This window comes from Parabacteroides sp. AM08-6 (assembly GCF_003473295.1).
Classification (GTDB): domain Bacteria; phylum Bacteroidota; class Bacteroidia; order Bacteroidales; family Tannerellaceae; genus Parabacteroides.
In genome coordinates, this window is record NZ_QRMP01000003.1 from 132,625 (window position 1) to 152,206 (window position 19,582).

At 40.4% G+C, this 19,582-nt stretch carries 17 protein-coding genes; 9 read left to right on the forward strand and 8 right to left on the reverse strand.

The window, feature by feature from the left end:
* Positions 1–2: 2 nt before the first annotated feature.
* Complete coding sequence (locus tag DW103_RS04105; RefSeq protein WP_122274397.1) at positions 3–1,613, reverse strand: CTP synthase; 1,611 nt, start codon at positions 1,611–1,613, stop codon at positions 3–5.
* Between the two features lie 507 nt (positions 1,614–2,120).
* On the opposite strand from DW103_RS04105, the gene DW103_RS04110 reads away from it, so the two are divergent.
* The 9 genes from DW103_RS04110 (at position 2,121) to galE (ending at position 10,305) form a co-directional block, all read left to right on the forward strand.
* Positions 2,121–3,689, forward strand: a complete 1,569-nt coding sequence (locus DW103_RS04110; RefSeq protein ID WP_233545595.1) for a DUF3078 domain-containing protein — start codon at positions 2,121–2,123, stop codon at positions 3,687–3,689.
* 101 nt (positions 3,690–3,790) lie between these two features.
* Positions 3,791–4,210 (forward strand): SoxR reducing system RseC family protein, encoded by a 420-nt coding sequence (locus tag DW103_RS04115; RefSeq protein WP_122274398.1) that lies wholly within the window; start codon positions 3,791–3,793, stop codon positions 4,208–4,210.
* Between the two features lie 7 nt (positions 4,211–4,217).
* Positions 4,218–5,096 (forward strand): Fe-S cluster domain-containing protein, encoded by an 879-nt coding sequence (locus DW103_RS04120; protein ID WP_122274399.1) that lies wholly within the window; start codon positions 4,218–4,220, stop codon positions 5,094–5,096.
* Positions 5,097–5,108: 12 nt separating this feature from the next.
* Positions 5,109–6,440: an electron transport complex subunit RsxC gene (gene rsxC, locus DW103_RS04125; RefSeq protein ID WP_122274400.1), complete on the forward strand. Its 1,332-nt coding sequence runs from the start codon at positions 5,109–5,111 to the stop codon at positions 6,438–6,440.
* Positions 6,441–6,452: 12 nt separating this feature from the next.
* Entirely contained in the window at positions 6,453–7,424 is a 972-nt protein-coding gene (locus DW103_RS04130) for an RnfABCDGE type electron transport complex subunit D (RefSeq protein ID WP_122274401.1), read from the forward strand.
* Positions 7,425–7,426: 2 nt separating this feature from the next.
* Positions 7,427–8,077, forward strand: coding sequence for an RnfABCDGE type electron transport complex subunit G (locus DW103_RS04135; protein WP_199652966.1), 651 nt, complete (start codon positions 7,427–7,429; stop codon positions 8,075–8,077).
* Complete coding sequence (locus tag DW103_RS04140; RefSeq protein ID WP_122274403.1) at positions 8,070–8,654, forward strand: RnfABCDGE type electron transport complex subunit E; 585 nt, start codon at positions 8,070–8,072, stop codon at positions 8,652–8,654. Before DW103_RS04135 ends, DW103_RS04140 begins: the two co-directional genes overlap by 8 nt.
* Positions 8,655–8,665: 11 nt before the next feature.
* Positions 8,666–9,238 (forward strand): electron transport complex subunit RsxA, encoded by a 573-nt coding sequence (rsxA, locus tag DW103_RS04145; protein WP_122274404.1) that lies wholly within the window; start codon positions 8,666–8,668, stop codon positions 9,236–9,238.
* Positions 9,239–9,264: 26 nt separating this feature from the next.
* Entirely contained in the window at positions 9,265–10,305 is a 1,041-nt protein-coding gene (gene galE, locus DW103_RS04150) for a UDP-glucose 4-epimerase GalE (RefSeq protein ID WP_122274405.1), read from the forward strand.
* A 162-nt stretch (positions 10,306–10,467) separates the two neighbouring features.
* On the opposite strand, the gene DW103_RS04155 is transcribed toward galE, so the two are convergent.
* From DW103_RS04155 to DW103_RS04185, 7 genes are all read right to left on the reverse strand, one after another.
* Entirely contained in the window at positions 10,468–12,462 is a 1,995-nt protein-coding gene (locus DW103_RS04155) for an ATP-binding protein (protein WP_122274406.1), read from the reverse strand.
* A gap of 97 nt (positions 12,463–12,559) precedes the next feature.
* A complete protein-coding gene (locus DW103_RS04160) occupies positions 12,560–13,183 on the reverse strand; it encodes an HAD family phosphatase (RefSeq protein WP_122274407.1) in 624 nt (207 codons plus the stop codon).
* 192 nt (positions 13,184–13,375) lie between these two features.
* A complete protein-coding gene (locus DW103_RS04165) occupies positions 13,376–14,623 on the reverse strand; it encodes a DUF1015 domain-containing protein (RefSeq protein ID WP_122274408.1) in 1,248 nt (415 codons plus the stop codon).
* Between the two features lie 152 nt (positions 14,624–14,775).
* Positions 14,776–15,699 (reverse strand): NAD(P)-dependent oxidoreductase, encoded by a 924-nt coding sequence (locus DW103_RS04170; RefSeq protein WP_122274409.1) that lies wholly within the window; start codon positions 15,697–15,699, stop codon positions 14,776–14,778.
* A 2-nt stretch (positions 15,700–15,701) separates the two neighbouring features.
* Positions 15,702–16,769: a 3-phosphoserine/phosphohydroxythreonine transaminase gene (gene serC / locus DW103_RS04175; protein WP_122274410.1), complete on the reverse strand. Its 1,068-nt coding sequence runs from the start codon at positions 16,767–16,769 to the stop codon at positions 15,702–15,704.
* A 188-nt stretch (positions 16,770–16,957) separates the two neighbouring features.
* Positions 16,958–18,232 (reverse strand): replication-associated recombination protein A, encoded by a 1,275-nt coding sequence (locus tag DW103_RS04180; RefSeq protein WP_122274411.1) that lies wholly within the window; start codon positions 18,230–18,232, stop codon positions 16,958–16,960.
* 77 nt (positions 18,233–18,309) lie between these two features.
* Entirely contained in the window at positions 18,310–19,470 is a 1,161-nt protein-coding gene (locus DW103_RS04185) for a site-specific integrase (RefSeq protein WP_122274509.1), read from the reverse strand.
* Between the last annotated feature and the right edge of the window lie 112 nt (positions 19,471–19,582).

Here is a 19,582-nt window from a genome sequence, read left to right on the forward strand (position 1 = left end):
AATTATTGTTTTTTATTTTCAACTGCTGCCTTCACAAAGCTAACGAAAAGAGGGTTCGGATTCACAACCGTACTGTTGTATTCAGGATGAAACTGAACACCTACAAACCATTTTAATGCAGGAATTTCAACCACTTCCACCAAACCGGATTCTGGATTTTCACCCACACACATCATTCCGGCAGCCTCAAACTTATCGCGGTATTCGCTATTGAATTCGAAACGATGACGATGGCGTTCCTGGATATGTTCTTTTCCGTATGCTTCATAAGCTTTGGAACCTTTTTTCAAGACACAATCGTAAGCTCCCAGACGCATGGAACCACCCATATTCGTTACGTTTTTCTGCTCCTCCATCAAATCGATTACTTTATAAGGAGTGTTAGGTTCCATTTCGGTAGAGTTGGCATCGGTCATTCCCATTACATCACGGGCAAACTCAATCACCATACACTGCATACCCAGGCAGATACCAAAACACGGGACGTCATTTTCACGCGCATATTTCAACGCGGCAAACTTACCTTCGATACCACGTTGTCCGAAGCCCGGAGCAATCAGTATACCATCCATATCCTTCAACAATTCGGCTGCATTATTTTCCGTCAGCTTTTCCGAATGAAACAAATGCAAATCCAATTTACGGTCGTTATAAATAGCAGCCTGCATCAATGACTCGTCAATAGACTTATAAGCATCCTGCAATTCCACATATTTACCGACCAGGCCGATTTTGACCGTTTCGGTTGCATCCACCTTACGCTGCAAGAACTGGTGCCATGCTTTCATTTCCGGCGTAGGACCGACTTCCAGACCAACTTTACGAAGAATTACCTCATCCATCTTCTGACGCTGCAACACCAACGGAACCTCATAGATTGTCGGTACATCGATAGACTGAATGACAGCATCCTGCGAAACGTTACAGAACAAAGCCACTTTACTTAAAATATTAGTGCTTAATTCGTGTTCGGTACGCAAAACCAGTACATCCGGCTGGATACCCAACTCCTGTAGCTGCTTTACAGAATGTTGAGTAGGTTTTGTCTTATATTCTTTTGCTGCTGCAATATACGGCACATACGTCAAATGTACACAAATACAATTCTTGCCTAATTCCCATTTCAACTGGCGTACACTTTCTATGAAAGGAAGCGACTCGATATCACCAACCGTCCCACCGATTTCAGTAATTACAAAATCGAATTTGTATTTGGAACCGAGTAATTTCACATTACGTTTAATCTCATCTGTAATATGAGGTACAACCTGCACGGTCTTACCCAGATAATCACCTTTCCGCTCTTTACTGATTACACTCTGATAAATGCGTCCGGTCGTAATGTTGTTAGCACGGGTAGTCTGGACATTCAGGAAACGTTCATAATGTCCGAGGTCCAAATCCGCCTCATGTCCGTCCACGGTTACATAGCATTCCCCATGTTCGTACGGGTTCAATGTTCCCGGATCAATATTAATGTAAGGGTCAAATTTCTGGATGGTAACTTTATAACCTCTTGCCTGAAGTAATTTACCCAATGATGCGGCAATAATACCCTTACCTAATGAAGAGACTACGCCGCCCGTAACGAAGATGTACTTTGTATCTGCCACGATAGTAATATTTTAATTATCTTTTGTAATTGCGTACTAGCATTTCAAAACTGCAAAGTTAATTATTTTCATCCACATGACAAGGGCTGTCATCTTTTTTCCGGCAGAAGCGATTTATTCCATACCAACAAGATAATTTTTTCATACCTACAAAATAAAAATCCATGCCTATGAAATTGAAATTTTTACCCGTGCCATTTATCGGTTGACAATTATCAGCCAGTTGGCTGATAACCGTCGGCCAAGTGGCTGATAATTATCGGCCAGTAAATTCCATGGCAGAAAAGAAGAAATAGATAGGGAGGAAAATACTCAAATATAGCAAGATATAAATCATTCCTCCATAAAGAATCGAATTTACAAATCAACGCAATATACGTATCACCACAAATTTTATAGAACATACGTTGGCAACGTTAAGTTTGTTATAGGATGTAAAAGATTAGTACATCTCATACTTTTTAGCTAATTTCGCACCGAATATATCAATTAATGTAAAAAGTTACTATGATTATAAAGAAGTTTCCTTTTGCTTTATTTATTATATTGTTTTTCTGTGACGTTATAAACGCGCAGGATGTTAATGTTCTGACTGAAGAACAACTTCAAGAGCCGCCTCAGACAGCACAAATTGACACATTTCCCCTTTTGGAATTAGATAATATGGAACTGGATAATATTCTAAGTCTCCGTGAGCAACTCGAAAAATTGAATCAAACATATTCTTCTCCTACTACCCCGAATGAAAACTTACTTCGTTTTCTGAAAAAAGACGAGCTTGAGTTGTCGCCGGAAGCTTTATATTTGATAAACTGGGTACGAGATCCGTCTACAGTCTTTGATGAAACAGTCACATTTAAAGATACAGTTATTGTAAATCCGTTGTTCTTGCCTCCGTTGTTTAAAGGAGGAATCATACCGGCCGACTTGGAATTGTACGATAAAAAACAGTTTGAGCTGCCTACTCCCGACTATTCTTTGTTCAAACCGGACACCACTCTGTTCCGGAAAGAAGTTATCGACCGGAAATTAGAAAACATGGCATACGATTATATCCGGCTGAACTATCCGGAATATTTCCGTTATTCACAACGCGACCTGCCTACTGATATCGTAAAAACACAAGAAATCAAGAAAAATACCTATGAGCCGGAATTGATACAAGTTGAAAAGGAGAAAAATCTCACTGAAACGGATGCACCCGTTAAGTTTCTCACGGAAAGACGTTATTGGACTTCGCATTTCGAAAGTTCCATGCAATTCGCACAAGCTTACTTTTCACCGAACTGGCATGCTGCTAATCAAAACTCAAATGTAAATTTCAATACCCGTAATTATTTCAGATACGATTATAATAAAAACAAAGTACGTGTCACCAACGAGTTAGAGCTAAGATTATCGGCCAATAACGCACCTAAGGATACTGTCAGAAGCATTAGCTTCACGGATAGCAATCTCCGGTTGCATAGCAACTTCGGTTACCAGACATTCAACAACAAATGGTATTATTCATTCGATGCCGATATCAACAGTAAATTGGTCAACACATACAACACGAATAACAAGGTAACCCGCCTTACCGGTTTCTTAGCGCCAGTTACAACCGTTATCGGTGTCGGTATGAATTATAGCCTCAATAAGAAATTGGTAAAAAAGAACAAATACAATAATTTATCCTTAAGTGCCATCATGTCTCCATTGTCTTTGACGCACAGATATTCCCGCCTTCGAGAAAATTTCGACTTCGGTCGCCACGGTTTCGACGGTAGCAAAGTGGATGAAGACGGTCGAATTAAGAATAGCCAGACTTACGTCGGTTCCGACTTTAAGATAAACACGACTTGGCGTTTCAATAAAAACACGACTTGGGTTTCTTTCTTAAACTACAACACAAGTTATCACAGAATAATTGTTGATTTTCAAAACAGAGTGGAGCTAACAATCAGCCGTTTCTTCTCCACCCAAATCAACCTGAATCTCCGTTTCGACGATTTAGGTAATAAGAATGAAGATTTATTCGACTCCTACCTGCAGATGAACGAATCCCTTACATTCGGATTTAGTTACAAATGGTAAGAATCATTAAGACTCCAGACTAAAAATAAAGGAATAATATAAACATTATTACTAAATAATACGTACTTTTGCCTCTGTTTTGCAATGTCGAGATTACAAATATGAGCGAAAGCATTAATCATAAAGGAATCATAGAGAAAATAGAAGACGGTTCTGTTTATGTCAGGATTATTCAGCAATCAGCTTGCTCAGGATGTCATGCACAAAGTATGTGTGCAGCCTCCGAGAGCAAAGTCAAAATTATCGAAGTCCCTGACAATTCCGGGAAATATCATCTGGATGAAGAGGTCTGGCTATGCGGCCAAAGCTCACTCGGATTGAAGGCTGTCTTTCTCGCCTTCGTACTTCCGCTCATACTTGTAGTAGTAGCGATTGTTGCCGGAAACAGTATGCAATGGAAAGAAACCACAAGCGGATTAACCGGATTACTGCTCTTAGTTCTTTATTATTGCATCTTATATTTTTTACGCGATAAACTAAAAAAGCAATTTGTATTTACTTTGAAGAAACTTAATCGATAAAAATATCATGATTTTAATTGCCGTTATTTCATTAGGAGCAATTGGAGCAATCGGTGCAGTTTTTCTGTACGCCGCTTCCAAGAAATTTGAAGTATACGAAGATCCTCGTATTGCACAAGTTCAGGAGGTTTTGCCTGGAGCAAACTGCGGTGGTTGCGGATATCCCGGATGTGGTGGTTTTGCTGCCGCCTGTGTAAAAGCTGACAGTCTGGACGGACTGCTTTGCCCCGTCGGCGGAGCCGAAGTGATGGGTAAAGTAGCTACAATCCTCGGAAAAGAAGCAGCTAGCGCCGAACCGATGATTGCTGTAGTACGTTGCAACGGAACCTGTGAAGCCCGTCCGCGCACCAACCGGTACGATGGGGTTCAAAGTTGTTCCATCGCATCCACTTTGTACGGAGGTGAAACCGGGTGTACATTCGGTTGTCTGGGGTATGGCGACTGTGTTTCAGTCTGTAACTTCGATGCCATTCACATCAATCCGGCAACAGGGCTTGCCGAAGTAGATGAAGAAAAATGTACTTCGTGCGGAGCCTGCGTAAAAGCTTGTCCTAAAAACATCATCGAACTGCGTAAGAAAGGTCCGAAATCACGCCGTATCTTCGTTAGTTGTGTCAATAAAGACAAGGGTGGAGTTGCTAAAAAGGCTTGTGCAAACGCCTGTATCGGCTGTAGCAAATGCCAGAAAGAATGTCCGTTTGAAGCAATCACCATAGAAAACAATGTGGCTTACATCGATTATACAAAATGCCGCTTGTGCCGCAAATGTGTAGCCGTTTGCCCGACGGGAGCTATCCATGAACTCAATTTTCCTCCGCGCAAAGTTGAACCCAAGGAGGCTCCGGCTTCAACACCTAAAGTAAAAGAAGAAACAAATCTAAAATAAAAATCTAATAGTATGCTAAGGACATTTCGAATCGGAGGTATACATCCGCCCGAAAATAAACTGTCTGCCGATAAGAAAATTACGGTGTTGGCGACTCCCAAGCAGGTTATCATACCACTCAGCCAGCATATCGGAGCTCCGGCCCAGGCAGTCGTCAAGAAGGGTGACCCGGTAAAAGTAGGGACATTGCTTGCTAAAGCAGGAGGTTTTGTATCGGCAAACATTCATTCGTCGGTATCCGGGAAAGTAAACAAAATAGATAATGCAATTGATTCAAGCGGTTACAAACGCCCTGCTATATATATAGATGTAGAAGGGGATGAATGGGAAGAAACAATAGACCGCAGCGATGCTTTGGTCAAAGAGTGCACACTCTCATCCAAGGAAATTGTAGACAAAATCGCGGCAGCAGGCATTGTGGGTCTGGGAGGCGCCACTTTCCCCACTCAGGTGAAATTAATGCCTCCTCCCGGCAATAAAGCCGAAATCATCATTATCAATGCCGTAGAGTGTGAACCTTACCTTACATCCGACCATTCGTTGATGCTGGAAAAAAGCGAACAAATACTCGTAGGCGTTACACTGCTGATGAAAGCGGTTCATGTAAACAAAGCGATTATCGGCATCGAGAACAATAAACCGGATGCAATCGCTCTGATGCAAAAACAGGCTGTTTCCTATCCGGGTATCGAAATTATGCCGTTAAAAGTGCAATACCCGCAAGGAGGTGAGAAACAACTTATCGACGCAGTTATCCGGCGCCAAGTGAAAAGCGGCGCATTACCAATCTCAGCCGGCGCAGTTGTACAGAATGTAGGTACAGCCTATGCAGTGTACGAAGCCGTACAGAAAAACAAACCGCTGTTCGAACGTGTCGTGACTGTAACCGGAAAAGCCGTATCCAATCCGTCGAACTTTCTGGTTCGTATGGGAACACCTATCAGTACATTGATTGAGGCAGCCGGCGGTATTCCTGAAAATACCGGTAAAATTATCGGTGGCGGCCCGATGATGGGGAAAGCCCTTATTAGTGCCGAAGTACCTGTAACAAAAGGTAGTTCCGGGGTATTGCTTCTGACACAAGAAGAGTCTGTCCGCAAACCGATGCACGATTGTATCCGCTGTGCCAAATGCGTAAATGTCTGTCCGATGGGTCTCAACCCCACCCTACTGATGAACGCAACAGAGTTTAAGGAATGGGAACTTGCTGAGAAGAATTATATTACCGACTGTATCGAGTGCGGTTCATGCAGTTACACCTGCCCCGCCAACCGTCCGCTTCTGGACTACATCCGGTCAGGTAAAGGAAAAGTAATGGGTATTATTCGTGCTAGAAAGTCATAAAATAAGAGCAACATGGAAAATAAACTAATCGTATCTCCTTCACCCCATATCCACGGTGGTGACAGCATAAGTAAGAATATGTATGGTGTACTGATTGCCCTTGTTCCGGCTTTCCTGGTATCACTCTACTTCTTCGGATTAGGCGCACTGATTGTTACCGTAGCGTCGGTATTCTTTTGTGTCCTGTTCGAGTATCTGATTCAAAAGTTCCTGATGAAAAAGGAACCGACTCTGTATGACGGTTCAGCCATCCTGACCGGTGTATTATTAGCCTTCAACCTACCGTCAAATTTGCCAATCTGGATTATTGCTATCGGAGCTTTGGCTGCTATCGGTATTGGTAAAATGTCGTTTGGCGGACTGGGAAACAATATTTTCAACCCGGCGTTGACCGGTCGTATCTTTCTATTGATTTCATTCCCGGCTCAAATGACTACTTGGCCGATAGTAGATGCGTTGAATGCTTTCCCGATGACTTATACGGATGCGACTACCGGTGCAACCGTACTGTCGTTGATGAACGAAGGTGCATTGGACAAGCTTCCGGCCGTGTCGGACATGCTGGTAGGTAACATGGGAGGTAGTCTGGGCGAAGTGAGTGCATTGGCACTTATACTTGGACTGTTTTATATGTTATGGAAAAAAATCATTACCTGGCATATTCCGGTATCTGTCCTGGCTACCGTATTCGTTTTCACCGGAATCATGCATCTGATAAATCCGGCACAATATGCAGACCCGTTCGTTCATCTGCTATCCGGAGGTCTGATGCTGGGAGCTATCTTTATGGCAACCGACTATGTGACTTCGCCGATGAGTAAAAGCGGTATGTTGGTATATGGCGTGGGTATCGGTATCCTGACAACGGTTATCCGTCTGTTCGGTTCGTACCCGGAAGGTATGTCATTCGCCATCTTCATTATGAATGGAGTGACTCCGCTAATCAACAGTTACATGAAACCTAAACATTTCGGAGGAAAATAAGCATGGCAAAATTACAATCGACCTTACTCAATATGTTCCTTTCACTTACCATTATCTGTATAGTGGCAGGAGCGATATTAGCCGGTGTAAATATGTATACGACCGGCCCGATTGCCACCTCAAAAGCTGCCGCTCTTGAAAAAGCAATCAAAGATGTCACACCCGAATTTGACAATAAACCGACGGAAGATGTTTATATGGCTGTCACCGGCGACGGCGACTCACTGAAAATCTATCCGGCAACCAAAGACGGGAAATTAGTCGGTGCAGCCGTCGAAAGCAATACAAAGAAAGGCTTTAGCGGTGAAATCAAAGTAATCGTAGGTTTTGATGCCGATGGCAAATTGCTCAATTACTCAGTGTTGCAACATGCTGAAACTCCGGGTCTTGGAGCAAAAATGCAGGATTGGTTCAGTACAGATAAAAACAAACAAAGTGTATTGGGACGTAAGCTGGCCGACGGAGAACTGAAGGTAACCAAAGATGGTGGGGATGTGGACGCAATAACTGCCGCAACCATTACCAGCCGCGCATTCCTGAATGCCGTAAACCGTGCGTATAGCGCTTTTTCCGGGACTGACGGACTGACCGGTGCGACAAGCAAATCATCAACTGCTAACACAAGAGAAGAGGGAGGAAAAAACAATGAGTAATCTGAAAATATTGATGAATGGCATCATCAACGAAAACCCGACATTCGTACTCCTACTGGGCATGTGTCCCACATTGGGAACAACCTCATCGGCATTGAACGGTATGAGTATGGGACTAGCCACCATGTTCGTGCTTCTCTGTTCGAACATTGTCATCTCGGCTTTAAAGAACCTGATACCCGATATGGTACGTATCCCGGCTTACATTGTGGTAATTGCCACTTTCGTAACTGTTGTACAAATGTGCATGGAAGCGTTCGTTCCCGTATTGTATGCCAGCTTGGGACTGTTTATTCCGTTAATTGTGGTAAACTGTATCGTACTGGGCCGCGCCGAAGCATTCGCAGCGAAAAACGGGATTATTCCTTCCGCTTTCGACGGAATTGGTATGGGACTCGGATTTACCCTTGCACTGACTTTGCTGGGGGCTGCCCGCGAATTATTGGGTACAGGCAAATTATTCGGATTGACTTTGATGCCCGAACAATACGGTTCGTTAATCTTTGTACTGGCTCCGGGGGCCTTTATCGCACTGGGATACCTGGTGGCTATTGTAAACAAACTGCGTAAAGCATAAAAAGAAAGAAAATGGAATATATACTGATATTTATTGCCGCTGTATTCGTCAACAACGTTGTACTGGCTCAGTTTTTAGGTATTTGTCCGTTCCTGGGAGTATCCAAGAAAGTAGAAACAGCCGCCGGTATGGGAGCTGCCGTGACATTTGTTCTGACTATTGCCACTATTGTGACTTTCCTGGTCCAGAAATATATTTTGGATGCTTTTGGTTTGGGCTTTATGCAAACAATCAGCTTTATTCTGATTATCGCAGCCCTCGTTCAGATGGTTGAAATCATCCTGAAAAAGGTTTCTCCCGCTCTATATCAAGCACTTGGAGTATTCCTTCCGCTGATTACGACAAATTGCTGTATCTTGGGCGTTGCAATCCTTGTTATTCAGAAAGAATACAATTTATTGGAATCGGTCGTATATGCAATCTCTACAGCCATTGGATTTGCGTTAGCTTTAGTTATCTTTGCAGGTATTCGGGAACAACTGGCTTTAACCCACGTTCCGGAAGGAATGAAAGGAACCCCTATCGCCCTTATCACTGCCGGTTTGCTGGCAATGGCATTTATGGGATTTTCCGGGATTGTATAACAGTACTAATCTAAATAAACACTAAAATGAAACAGAAGATTTTAGTTGCCGGCGGAACCGGCTACATTGGCTCACACACCACAGTAGAACTGCAAAACGCAGGTTACGAAGTTGTCATTATTGACGACTTGTCAAACTCCAATATTGAAGTATTGGATGGTATCGAACGCATCACTGGTATTCGTCCGGAATTTATCAAACTGGATTTGAAAGATAAAGAAGCAACACGCGAAGCATTGAAAGCTCATCCGGGAATTAAAGGCATCATCCTTTTCGCAGCCAGTAAGGCCGTAGGTGAATCTGTTCAGCAACCGTTGAAATACTACCGCAACAACATCGTGACACTGGTAAATTTGCTTGAGCTAATGCCGGAATTCGGTATAGAAGGAATTGTTTTCTCTTCTTCTTGTACCGTATACGGACAACCGGATCCTGAAAATCTGCCGGTTACAGAAAGCGCACCAATTAAACCGGCCACCTCTCCTTATGGAAATACTAAACAAATCAACGAAGAAATCATTCGCGACACAATCCACGCCGGTGCTCCATTTAAGAGTATCATCCTGCGCTACTTTAATCCGATAGGTGCCCATCCGACTGCTGAAATCGGAGAATTACCTAACGGTGTACCTCAGAACCTGATTCCTTATTTGACACAGACAGCAATCGGTATCCGGAAAGAATTAAGTGTATTCGGTGACGACTATAACACTCCTGACGGTTCTTGTATCCGTGACTACATCAATGTTGTAGACTTGGCAAAAGCCCACGTCATAGCGATGGATCGTATGTTAGGTGACAAAACTGAGCAAAATGTAGAAATCTTCAATCTGGGAACCGGTAACGGTGTTTCAGTATTAGAACTGATTAACACATTCGAAAAGGCAACTGGAGTAAAAGTTCCTCACAAAATCGTAGGCCGTCGCGAAGGTGATATTGAAAAAGTCTGGGCCAACCCCGAACGTGCAAATAAAGTGTTAGGCTGGAAAGCAAAAGAGACATTAGAAGATACACTGTCTTCCGCATGGAAATGGCAAGTTAAGCTGAAAGAAGACGGTATCCAATAATCTCACATGATATATTAATAAACCCCTCGGCCATGAGGGGTTTACTTTTAATTTTTATACAACCCTCCCCTTTAGATTAAAAACATATCCAACTCTATCCAGTAAAAGACTATAGGATTTTCAGCAAAACATGATAGACTTTTTCATAAAAGACGTAAGTCTTTAAACCCTATTCCCGAAAGATACCAAAGGCAACGTAAACCAGAATGTAGAGCCTTTCCCTTCTTCTGAATCAACCCCTATTGAACCACCTAAGTGTTCGATTATCATTTTACTGATAGCAAGCCCAAGACCTGTTCCTTGCTGATATCTATTCAATTTCACAAAACGGTCGAAAATAGTCTCTTTATTTTCGGCTGAAATTCCGGAACCGGTATCTTCAACCGACACATATACTGTATCTCCTCTTAACTCATAAGCGATTGTAATTGTACCTTTTCCCGTAAACTTAATCGCATTAGTCAGGAAATTAGACATAACTTGCTTTACCCGGCGCTCATCCGTATGTAACAGAATCGAAGGATGTTCAAAATCAAAAAGCATTTTCACACCAGGCTTTATCTTAAGCGAATGAATATTATATAGTTCGATGCAGATATCTTTCAAATCTATATCCGAGTAAGAATACTCAAGCATACCTGCTTCTATCTTGGATATATCCAGAATATCATCGATAAGCTGCAACAATAACTCATTATTCTTATTTATAATAGAAATAAACTCTTGGCTTTCTTCTTGGCTTTCCGCTTCTGCCAGTAACGAAGAGAAGCCGACTATTGCGTTCAACGGGGTACGAATCTCATGGCTCATATTGGCTAGAAAAGCTGATTTCAATTTATCCGCTTCCCGCGCCTTCACTAACTGAAGCTCATTCTCCATTTCCCGGGTAATATCCCATACCATAGAAATAAGTAAGGGAGAATCCTTTCTTGTCGGATTATTAATCAAAACACGAATAACATTCATTACTTTATGTTCTCCTTTCGGCGTAACATATTTTTCCGCATATTGTACGTTCTGTAAATTCTCCAGAACTTCCATATCTATCTTACGAATACGTTCCGCTTGCTCCTGCTCCGGATATATATCGAAATCATTTTTACCTAAAGCCTCAGAAGTTTTCATCCCCATAAAATCTTCTGCAGCAGCATTGATATACAAGAGACGGAAATCATTTACAACTTCTTTCACAACGACAATTACCGGAATGTTATCAAGAATAGCCCGCATCAAATCGTTTAAGAAATCCACTTGTTTCTTATTCTGCAGAAACTCTGTTGCATCACGCAACATGATTAAAACCTCATTTGTCTCATAAGGTATGATTCGACTATAATAATACTTTTTGGTCTCTCCGGATAATATGGGAAAATATAGGTTTTGTTCCTTTTGCGTTTGTACAGTCGTAGTTATCGCCGAATGCAAAGATATTGCAACTTCATCAGGGAACAAATCGTCAATCATCTTACCTTCCTGTAAATGAAATGTATAAATTAGATTTTGAGATGTCCCTGCGTAAATATCCAAAATTTCAGCGTTCTCTGTTAAAGTAAAAACAGCATCGGGTATTGCTTTTATAATTTTACGATACTTATCTTCAAGCTTATAAAGTTTATCCTGAAATAATTTTTGTTCCGTAATATCAGACAAATAATAAACCACATGGCTAGGCTTCCCATGTGCATCATACTTATAGGGCTGAACATTAGCTTCTACCCAAACAATCTGGTCTTCAAACAGTCGTCTATACTGAATACTATAACTGCTGATTTCACCATTAATAAGACGTATAAAATGATTATAATAAACATTCTGCCGATCGTCAGGATAAATGGTATTCAAAAAATCTTCTCTTTTCCTGAAAGGTTCAATTTTCAGACGGGAAGGGGCCTTACGCCCATAAGCATTCAGTTCATAATCAACATGGATTGTATCATTTTCTACATCATACTCCCATATTAATGAATCCCCTATATTTACCGCAGCTTTTAAAATAGCTAATCTTTCTTGGGCCTGATAATCATTTTGTTGTTCTGTACGTACTTCATAGTTCTTCAAAATTTGAGTTTTTTCCCGCTCCAGAGCATCCAAACATTTTATCAGTTCTTCACGGGATAAACCATCATATTTTCCAACTGTCAATGAATCTTTATTCATTTCATTGTATTTTAAAAGACAAAACTAATCATTTAATATTAAATACCCTATAAGGTAAACTATGAAATCGCATAAAGACAAGGTGTTAAAAATAATCTTATAATAAACAAGCAGATACGGCATCACGCCAATCTTCTCCATTATCCGGTTGATAAGTTCTGAAATTCAGCTGCTTACCCACTGCTATATTACTACTTCCGTCGTCTACAAAAAGTGTTTCAATTGGTTTCAAATCAGCATCTTTAATCATAAAATCAAAAATAAAAGGATTCGGTTTTGTTATTCCTACTTCATAAGAAGTATACATCTTATCAAAATAAGCGGATATCGGCAAACCGACAGAGGTAAACTCCGGACTTCTTGCCCACGATTGTATAATGGGATTCGTATTACTCAACAAATAAACACGATAATTTTTACGCAACTCCAATAAATAATCCAGCTTGTATTGCGGTACATCTACAATAAAGCCCATCCAAGCCCATTTTATATCTTCAAAAGACAATTCCTTACCTACATGAGCACATAATTTACGGCAAAACTCGTCACTATCGATTGTTCCGTTTTCTACTTCAAGAAAAATTCCTTTTTGCTCATAGGCATCAATTAGCTGCTCAGCATCCTTCACACCTATCTGTTCAAAACGTTTGACGGCCCGATTACGGTCCAAATCGACTAATACACCTCCTAAGTCAAAAACAATATTTTTTATCGCAGACATAATTTTATTCTATAATATGTTTACAAAGATACGGATTTCTATGTTATCGTGAAAAAATCCCGGATAGTCAGACAACTTATCATTTAAAATAGTGTAGAGGAATAAAGCAAAAAATGGATTTTACAGAACTTTGATGCTATAAAAGCTTACCAAAACCTGCAAAATCCATTTCCCGGAAATATCCGAATCTTTTTATATCAGTTTATGGATAACCAATCCGGAACGTAATTTCGGTTCAAACCAAGTAGTTTTCGGTGGCATGATATTACCTGTATCTGCAATATCCATCAATTGTTTCATAGTGACCGGATAAAGAGCTAATGCCACCTTCATTTCACCGCTATCCACCCGTCGTTTCAATTCACCCAATCCACGTATTCCTCCCACAAAGTCAATACGTTTGTCAGAACGAAGATCCTTTATATCCAGAATCTCATCTAATATCAGATTGGAAGAAATAGTTACATCCAATACACCTATAGGATCATTATCATCATAAGTTCCCGGTTTTGCAGTCAAAGAATACCATTTACCTCCCAAATAAAGAGAGAAGTTATGGAGAGCCACCGGTTTGTAAACTTCTGCACCTTTTTCTTCTACAACAAAATTCTTAGCGACTTTAGCTAAAAACTCTTCCTCGGATAAACCGTTCAAGTCTTTCACTACACGGTTATAATCAATAATTGTCAACTGATTGGCAGGAAAACATACCGCCATGAAATAATTATATTCTTCATCTCCCCTGTGGTTGGGATTTTGTTTGGCCTTTTCAGCCCCAACTAAGGCAGCGGCAGCGGAACGATGATGCCCATCAGCGATATACATAGCCGGCATAGCTGCAAACAATTCTGTAATACGAGCAATATCCGCATCGTTATCAATAACCCAAAGCGTGTGTCCGAAACCATCTTGTTCGGCTATAAAGTCATATTCCGGTATGTTAGCCGTATATTTCCTCACGATAGCATCCAATTCCGCATTATCCGGATAAGCAAAAAATACAGGTTCTATATTTGCATTATTCACACGAACGTGTTTCATGCGGTCTTCTTCCTTATCCCGACGAGTCAACTCATGTTTTTTAATAATGCCATTCATATAATCGGGCACATAAGCTCCGACCACCAGACCATATTGTGTCCGGCCGTTCATTGTTTGAGCATATACATAGTACAGTTCTTTCTTGTCCTGTACCAACCAGCCTTTATCCTGAAACTTTTGAAAGTTCTCAGCGGCTTTTTCATAAACAGCCGAATCATGCTCATCTGTTCCCACCGGAAAATCTATTTCCGGTTTGATTATATGATATAATGATTTTTCATTCCCTTTCGCTTCCTCACGAGCTTCTTCCGAATTTAAAACATCGTAAGGACGAGAAGCTACTTGTTCCACCAAATCTTTGGGAGGACGAATTCCCTTAAAAGGTTTAATCTTTGCCATTTTAAATACGAGTTTTAGATATTACAAATTTAAAAGAAAGTCCGTAGAAACACAATTGCATAAAACAGGTATTTCTACGGACCTTATCAAATATTCAATTCTGACTTATGACCTTTTATCACTTCTTACAAAAGGATTTACTTTCCGCCAGATTACTTATTTACACGAAACTTCTCAATACCTTCCTTCAAGAAACCTTCAATCTGTTTAGCCGCTGCAATACCTGCATTGATATTAGCTTCGGCAGTCTGAGCTCCCATTTTCTTCGGAGTAGAGAAATAACGACCTGCAAACTTTTCCGCAAATTCCGCATTTGCCGCAGGCATAATATCTGTTACATACTTTAAATCAGTACGTTCCTCCATTAGTTTAATCAATCCGGCTTCGTCGATTACTTCTTTACGGGCTGTATTTACCAACAAACCGCCTTTTGGCATTTTATTAACCAAAGCATAATTGATAGAATTCTTCGTTTCGGCAGTTGCCGGTATATGCAAAGATATAACATCACAGGCTGCATAAAGTTCATCTACAGAGCCAACAGCCTTCACACCATCTTGCTCAATGACTTCTTTCGGACAAAAAGCATCAAAAGCATAAATTTCCATACCGAAACCTTTTGCAACACGAGCTACATTACGACCCACATTTCCATAAGCATGAATACCCAGTTTTTTCCCTTTCAATTCGGTACCGGACGTTCCGTTATAAAAGTTACGCACAGCCATAACCATCATTCCGAAAGCCAATTCGGCAACAGCATTGGAATTCTGCCCCGGAGTATTCATCACACAAACATTATGAGCAGTTGCTGCAGCCAAATCCACATTATCGTAACCGGCACCGGCACGAACCACAATTTTCAATTGCTTTGCGGCGTCAAATACTTCCGCATCGATAATATCACTACGAATAATGATGGCATCCACGTCTTTTACAGCTTCCAGCAATTTTGCCTTTTCACCATATTTTTCAAGCAGAACAAGCTCGTCACCTGCACCTTCCACGACTTCACGGATACCTTTTACTGCCACAGCAGCGAAAGGCTTATCTGTTGCTACTAATATTTTTGCCATAATTAATGCTGTTTTTCAAATTCTTTCATACAAGCAACCAATGCTTCCACACTGCTCTTAGGCATTGCATTGTATAAAGAAGCACGGAAACCTCCTACAGAACGATGTCCCTTGATACCAACCATACCGGCAGCAGAAGCGAATTTACTGAATTCGTCTTCCAACTCCTTATATTCATCGTTCATTACAAAGCAAACATTCATAATAGAACGGTCTTCCGGAACAGCAGTTCCTTTAAACAATTTATTACGTTCAATTTCATCATACAAGATAGCTGCATTTTCCTGGTCTTTCTTTTCCATTGCAGCCACTCCACCTTGTTCCTTGTACCATTTCAATGTCTGCAAAGCTGCATAGATAGGTAAAACAGGAGGTGTATTGAACATCGAATCCTTATCAACGTGAGTTTTATAATTCAGCATAGTTGGGATGGGGCGATCAACATGCCCTAATGCATCCACACGAACAATAGCCAATGTTACACCGGCTGGCGCCAGATTCTTCTGTGCACCGGCATAGATAATATCATATTTGGAAACATCTATCGGACGGGAGAATATGTCTGATGACATATCCGCAACCAAACGCTGCTTTACATCCGGATCTTTACGAAGCTCCGTACCATAAATCGTATTATTCGTTGTGAAATGGAAATAATCAGCATCATCCGCAATTGTATAATTCTTAGGGATATAGATATAGTTTTTATCCTTAGAAGATGCAACGACCTCCACTTCGCCGAACAACTTTGCTTCCTTAATTGCTTTGGAAGACCACGTGCCGGTATCCAGATAAGATGCTTTCTTATTTAAAAGGTTATAAGGCACCATACAGAACTGCATGCTTGCACCACCACCCAAGAATACAACTTCGTAGCCGGCAGGAATATCCAGCAACTCTTTAATCAGTGCACGAGCCTCGTCATTTACAGCTATAAACTCTTTACTTCTATGGGAAATTTCAAGAAGAGATAAACCCATACCGGCAAAATTTTCTACCGCAGCAGCCGTATTTTTAATTGTAAACTCGCTCAAGATAGAGGGACCTGCATAAAAATTGTGCTTCTTCATACCAATGTCTTTTTAATGTTAAATATAATTTATATAACGATTTTTCTAAAAACAGGCGGCTAATGTACGAATTTAATTGAACTTTGAAAATTAAAATCCGAAAAATATTAGCAAAACGCTATCATTACATTATTTCTGATAGCTTTTATCCATCTATTTTTCATTTTTTATTTATCTATTGTCAATTTCTAGTACCTGTCGCCCCATAAACGTTTCATTTGTTCTATCAGTTTATGTTCCGCCGGGTTCTCCTGCCCTTTCCATAACCGTTCGTTCAAAATCTCTTTCGGAAGAAACTCTTGTTTGACAAAATGATTTTCATAATCATGTGCATACTTATAGTCTTTCCCGTAATCTAATTCTGCCATCAACTTAGTCGGAGCATTACGTAAATGAAGCGGTACAGGCAAATTTCCTGTCCGGTTTACTAATTCCAACGCATCATTAATCGCCATATAAGCCGAATTACTTTTAGGACTGCATGCCAGATAAACTGTTGTTTCCGCTAAAATAATCCGTCCTTCCGGCCAGCCAATCTTTTTCAACGCCTCAAAACAGGCATTTGCCAACAACAACGCGTTGGGATTCGCCAATCCGATATCTTCCGAGGCTGAAATAACCAATCGACGAGCAATAAATTCAGGATCTTCTCCCCCAGCTACCATCCGGGCCAGCCAATATATAGCAGCATCCGGATCACTACCTCGTATCGATTTGATAAAAGCTGAGATTATGTCATAATGCATCTCTCCTCCCTTATCATAAGCAGCCGGATTTTCCTGCAAACGTTCAACTACTTTTTCATCCGTTATTTCAATCTTCTCATTTCCTTCTTCCGCAGCCACCACAAGTTCAAGTATATTCAAAAGCTTGCGGGCATCTCCCCCCGAATAACGCAATATGGCATCCGTTTCTGTCGGGATAATACTTTTATCCTTCAATACTACATCTTCTGTAATTGCTTTATTCAACAACGTCAACAAATCATTTTTCTCTAATGACTTCAGTACATATACCTGACAACGGGATAATAAAGGACGAATCACTTCAAATGAGGGATTTTCCGTTGTAGCTCCAATCAAAGTGACCACTCCCGTTTCCACAGCATTCAGCAAAGAATCTTGCTGTGATTTACTAAAGCGATGAATTTCATCAATAAAAAGAATCGGCGAAACCGTATTAAAAAAACGGTTACTTTTCGCTTTTTCAATCACCTCCCGTACATCCTTCACGCCGGAACTAATAGCACTCAATGTATAAAAAGGTGCTTCCAGCTTGTTTGAAATGATTTGTGCCAAAGTAGTTTTTCCTACTCCCGGCGGTCCCCACAATATAAAAGAAGGCACACGCCCGGCATCAATCATTTTTCGAAGAACAGCACCTTGTCCCACCAAGTGTTTCTGCCCAATATAATCATCCAACGTCTTTGGACGTAACCTCTCTGCTAACGGCTGATTCATCATGTAGCAAAAGTCGTATATTTTATTTACTTTTCAAAGAATAAACAGGTTAAAACTTTCTCTCGACAAAGCATTATTTGCTATTTTAGCGTCATACTTTCCAAATCACGAACAACCGTCATATCCATTATATTACTGTAAATCTCCGTTGTTCGAACACTTTTATGTCCCAACAACTTCTGTACTGTAGTAATATTTGCACCATTATACAATAATAATGTAGTATTCGTATGACGTGCTGTATGAAAAGACACCTTTTTATCTATATCTACCATCTGACAAATTCGTTTCAATTGCTTATTCACATTCGAATTTGAGGATAGCGGCATATTAAACAATGTTTTGGAATTCGACTTATACCGTTCATAAATAACTTGCGCCTTCCCTTCAAATAAAAGAAACAGAGGAAGACGAACATTCACATCAGTTTTTACTGATGAATAAATCAACCAAAGTTTATCATCAATTATATGAAAGTTCTCCTGTTTGATATTTACAATATCAGAAAAACGTAATCCGGTATAGCAACTAAACAAAAACATATCCAACGAGCGCCGAAGAGTCATTCTCAGATTAACATTTATCGTCTCCAGCTTTTCAAGTTCCTCCGGAGTCAGATGTCCGCGCTTACTCTCCATATACTTAATTTTGTATTTTCGAAAAGGATACCTTTGCAAATCAAACAAATCTTTATTAATTGCCAGATTCACATACCGTTTCAAATGCTTCATATGCTTGGCTATTGTATTCCGATGATATTGATGTTTCAAAAGATAATATTCAAAATCGCACAAAAAATTAAAAGTAAGCTCATCAAAGCTTACATCCTCTTTATATGAACATAAGACTTGTAATGTTGACATATGGTTTTTCAAAGTCGATTCCTTCAAATTTCCATGCATAATCTCTCCTTTCATAAAAGCCGTGAAAGATGTTGATATGTCTATATTTTTCCCACTCAAGTCCTTGATGTTAAACTGTTTCCCGTTTTGAACCATATCCAATTCAATCCTCTCCAGACTTGATATATAATCTGCCAGATACTGATTCAGTGCATCCATATTAGGGTGGTTCTTCACGGCACGTCTTTTGTTATCCCACTGAGAAGGTTTTACATAAACCTTTGTCGAGAAATACTTTTTCTGCCTGTTTTGGTAGGCTTCTATTTGTATTAGAGCCTTCCCCTCCGAGTTCAACTGCTTTTTCCGGTTGAACACCAAGTTGTAAATAACTTTTTCCATGTTGTACATTATTTTCTGAATGAAAACACGAAGAAACAATATTATGTTCTTTATTTAATGCTATGCTAACTAAAAGTTGTTATCATTATCACAGGAGCTATATAAATAAAAT

Excerpts from the sequence above, each read along its gene's own strand:
- DW103_RS04110 (WP_233545595.1), top strand. The coding sequence starts at position 2,121 with ATGATTATAAAGAAGTTTCCTTTTGCTTTATTTATTATATTGTTTTTC.
- DW103_RS04115 (WP_122274398.1), top strand. The coding sequence starts at position 3,791 with ATGAGCGAAAGCATTAATCATAAAGGAATCATAGAGAAAATAGAAGAC.
- DW103_RS04120 (WP_122274399.1), top strand. The coding sequence starts at position 4,218 with ATGATTTTAATTGCCGTTATTTCATTAGGAGCAATTGGAGCAATCGGT.
- rsxC (WP_122274400.1), top strand. The coding sequence starts at position 5,109 with ATGCTAAGGACATTTCGAATCGGAGGTATACATCCGCCCGAAAATAAA.
- DW103_RS04130 (WP_122274401.1), top strand. The coding sequence starts at position 6,453 with ATGGAAAATAAACTAATCGTATCTCCTTCACCCCATATCCACGGTGGT.
- DW103_RS04135 (WP_199652966.1), top strand. The coding sequence starts at position 7,427 with ATGGCAAAATTACAATCGACCTTACTCAATATGTTCCTTTCACTTACC.
- DW103_RS04140 (WP_122274403.1), top strand. The coding sequence starts at position 8,070 with ATGAGTAATCTGAAAATATTGATGAATGGCATCATCAACGAAAACCCG.
- rsxA (WP_122274404.1), top strand. The coding sequence starts at position 8,666 with ATGGAATATATACTGATATTTATTGCCGCTGTATTCGTCAACAACGTT.
- galE (WP_122274405.1), top strand. The coding sequence starts at position 9,265 with ATGAAACAGAAGATTTTAGTTGCCGGCGGAACCGGCTACATTGGCTCA.
- DW103_RS04155 (WP_122274406.1), bottom strand. The coding sequence starts at position 12,462 with ATGAATAAAGATTCATTGACAGTTGGAAAATATGATGGTTTATCCCGT.
- DW103_RS04160 (WP_122274407.1), bottom strand. The coding sequence starts at position 13,183 with ATGTCTGCGATAAAAAATATTGTTTTTGACTTAGGAGGTGTATTAGTC.
- DW103_RS04165 (WP_122274408.1), bottom strand. The coding sequence starts at position 14,623 with ATGGCAAAGATTAAACCTTTTAAGGGAATTCGTCCTCCCAAAGATTTG.
- DW103_RS04170 (WP_122274409.1), bottom strand. The coding sequence starts at position 15,699 with ATGGCAAAAATATTAGTAGCAACAGATAAGCCTTTCGCTGCTGTGGCA.
- serC (WP_122274410.1), bottom strand. The coding sequence starts at position 16,769 with ATGAAGAAGCACAATTTTTATGCAGGTCCCTCTATCTTGAGCGAGTTT.
- DW103_RS04180 (WP_122274411.1), bottom strand. The coding sequence starts at position 18,232 with ATGATGAATCAGCCGTTAGCAGAGAGGTTACGTCCAAAGACGTTGGAT.
- DW103_RS04185 (WP_122274509.1), bottom strand. The coding sequence starts at position 19,470 with ATGGAAAAAGTTATTTACAACTTGGTGTTCAACCGGAAAAAGCAGTTG.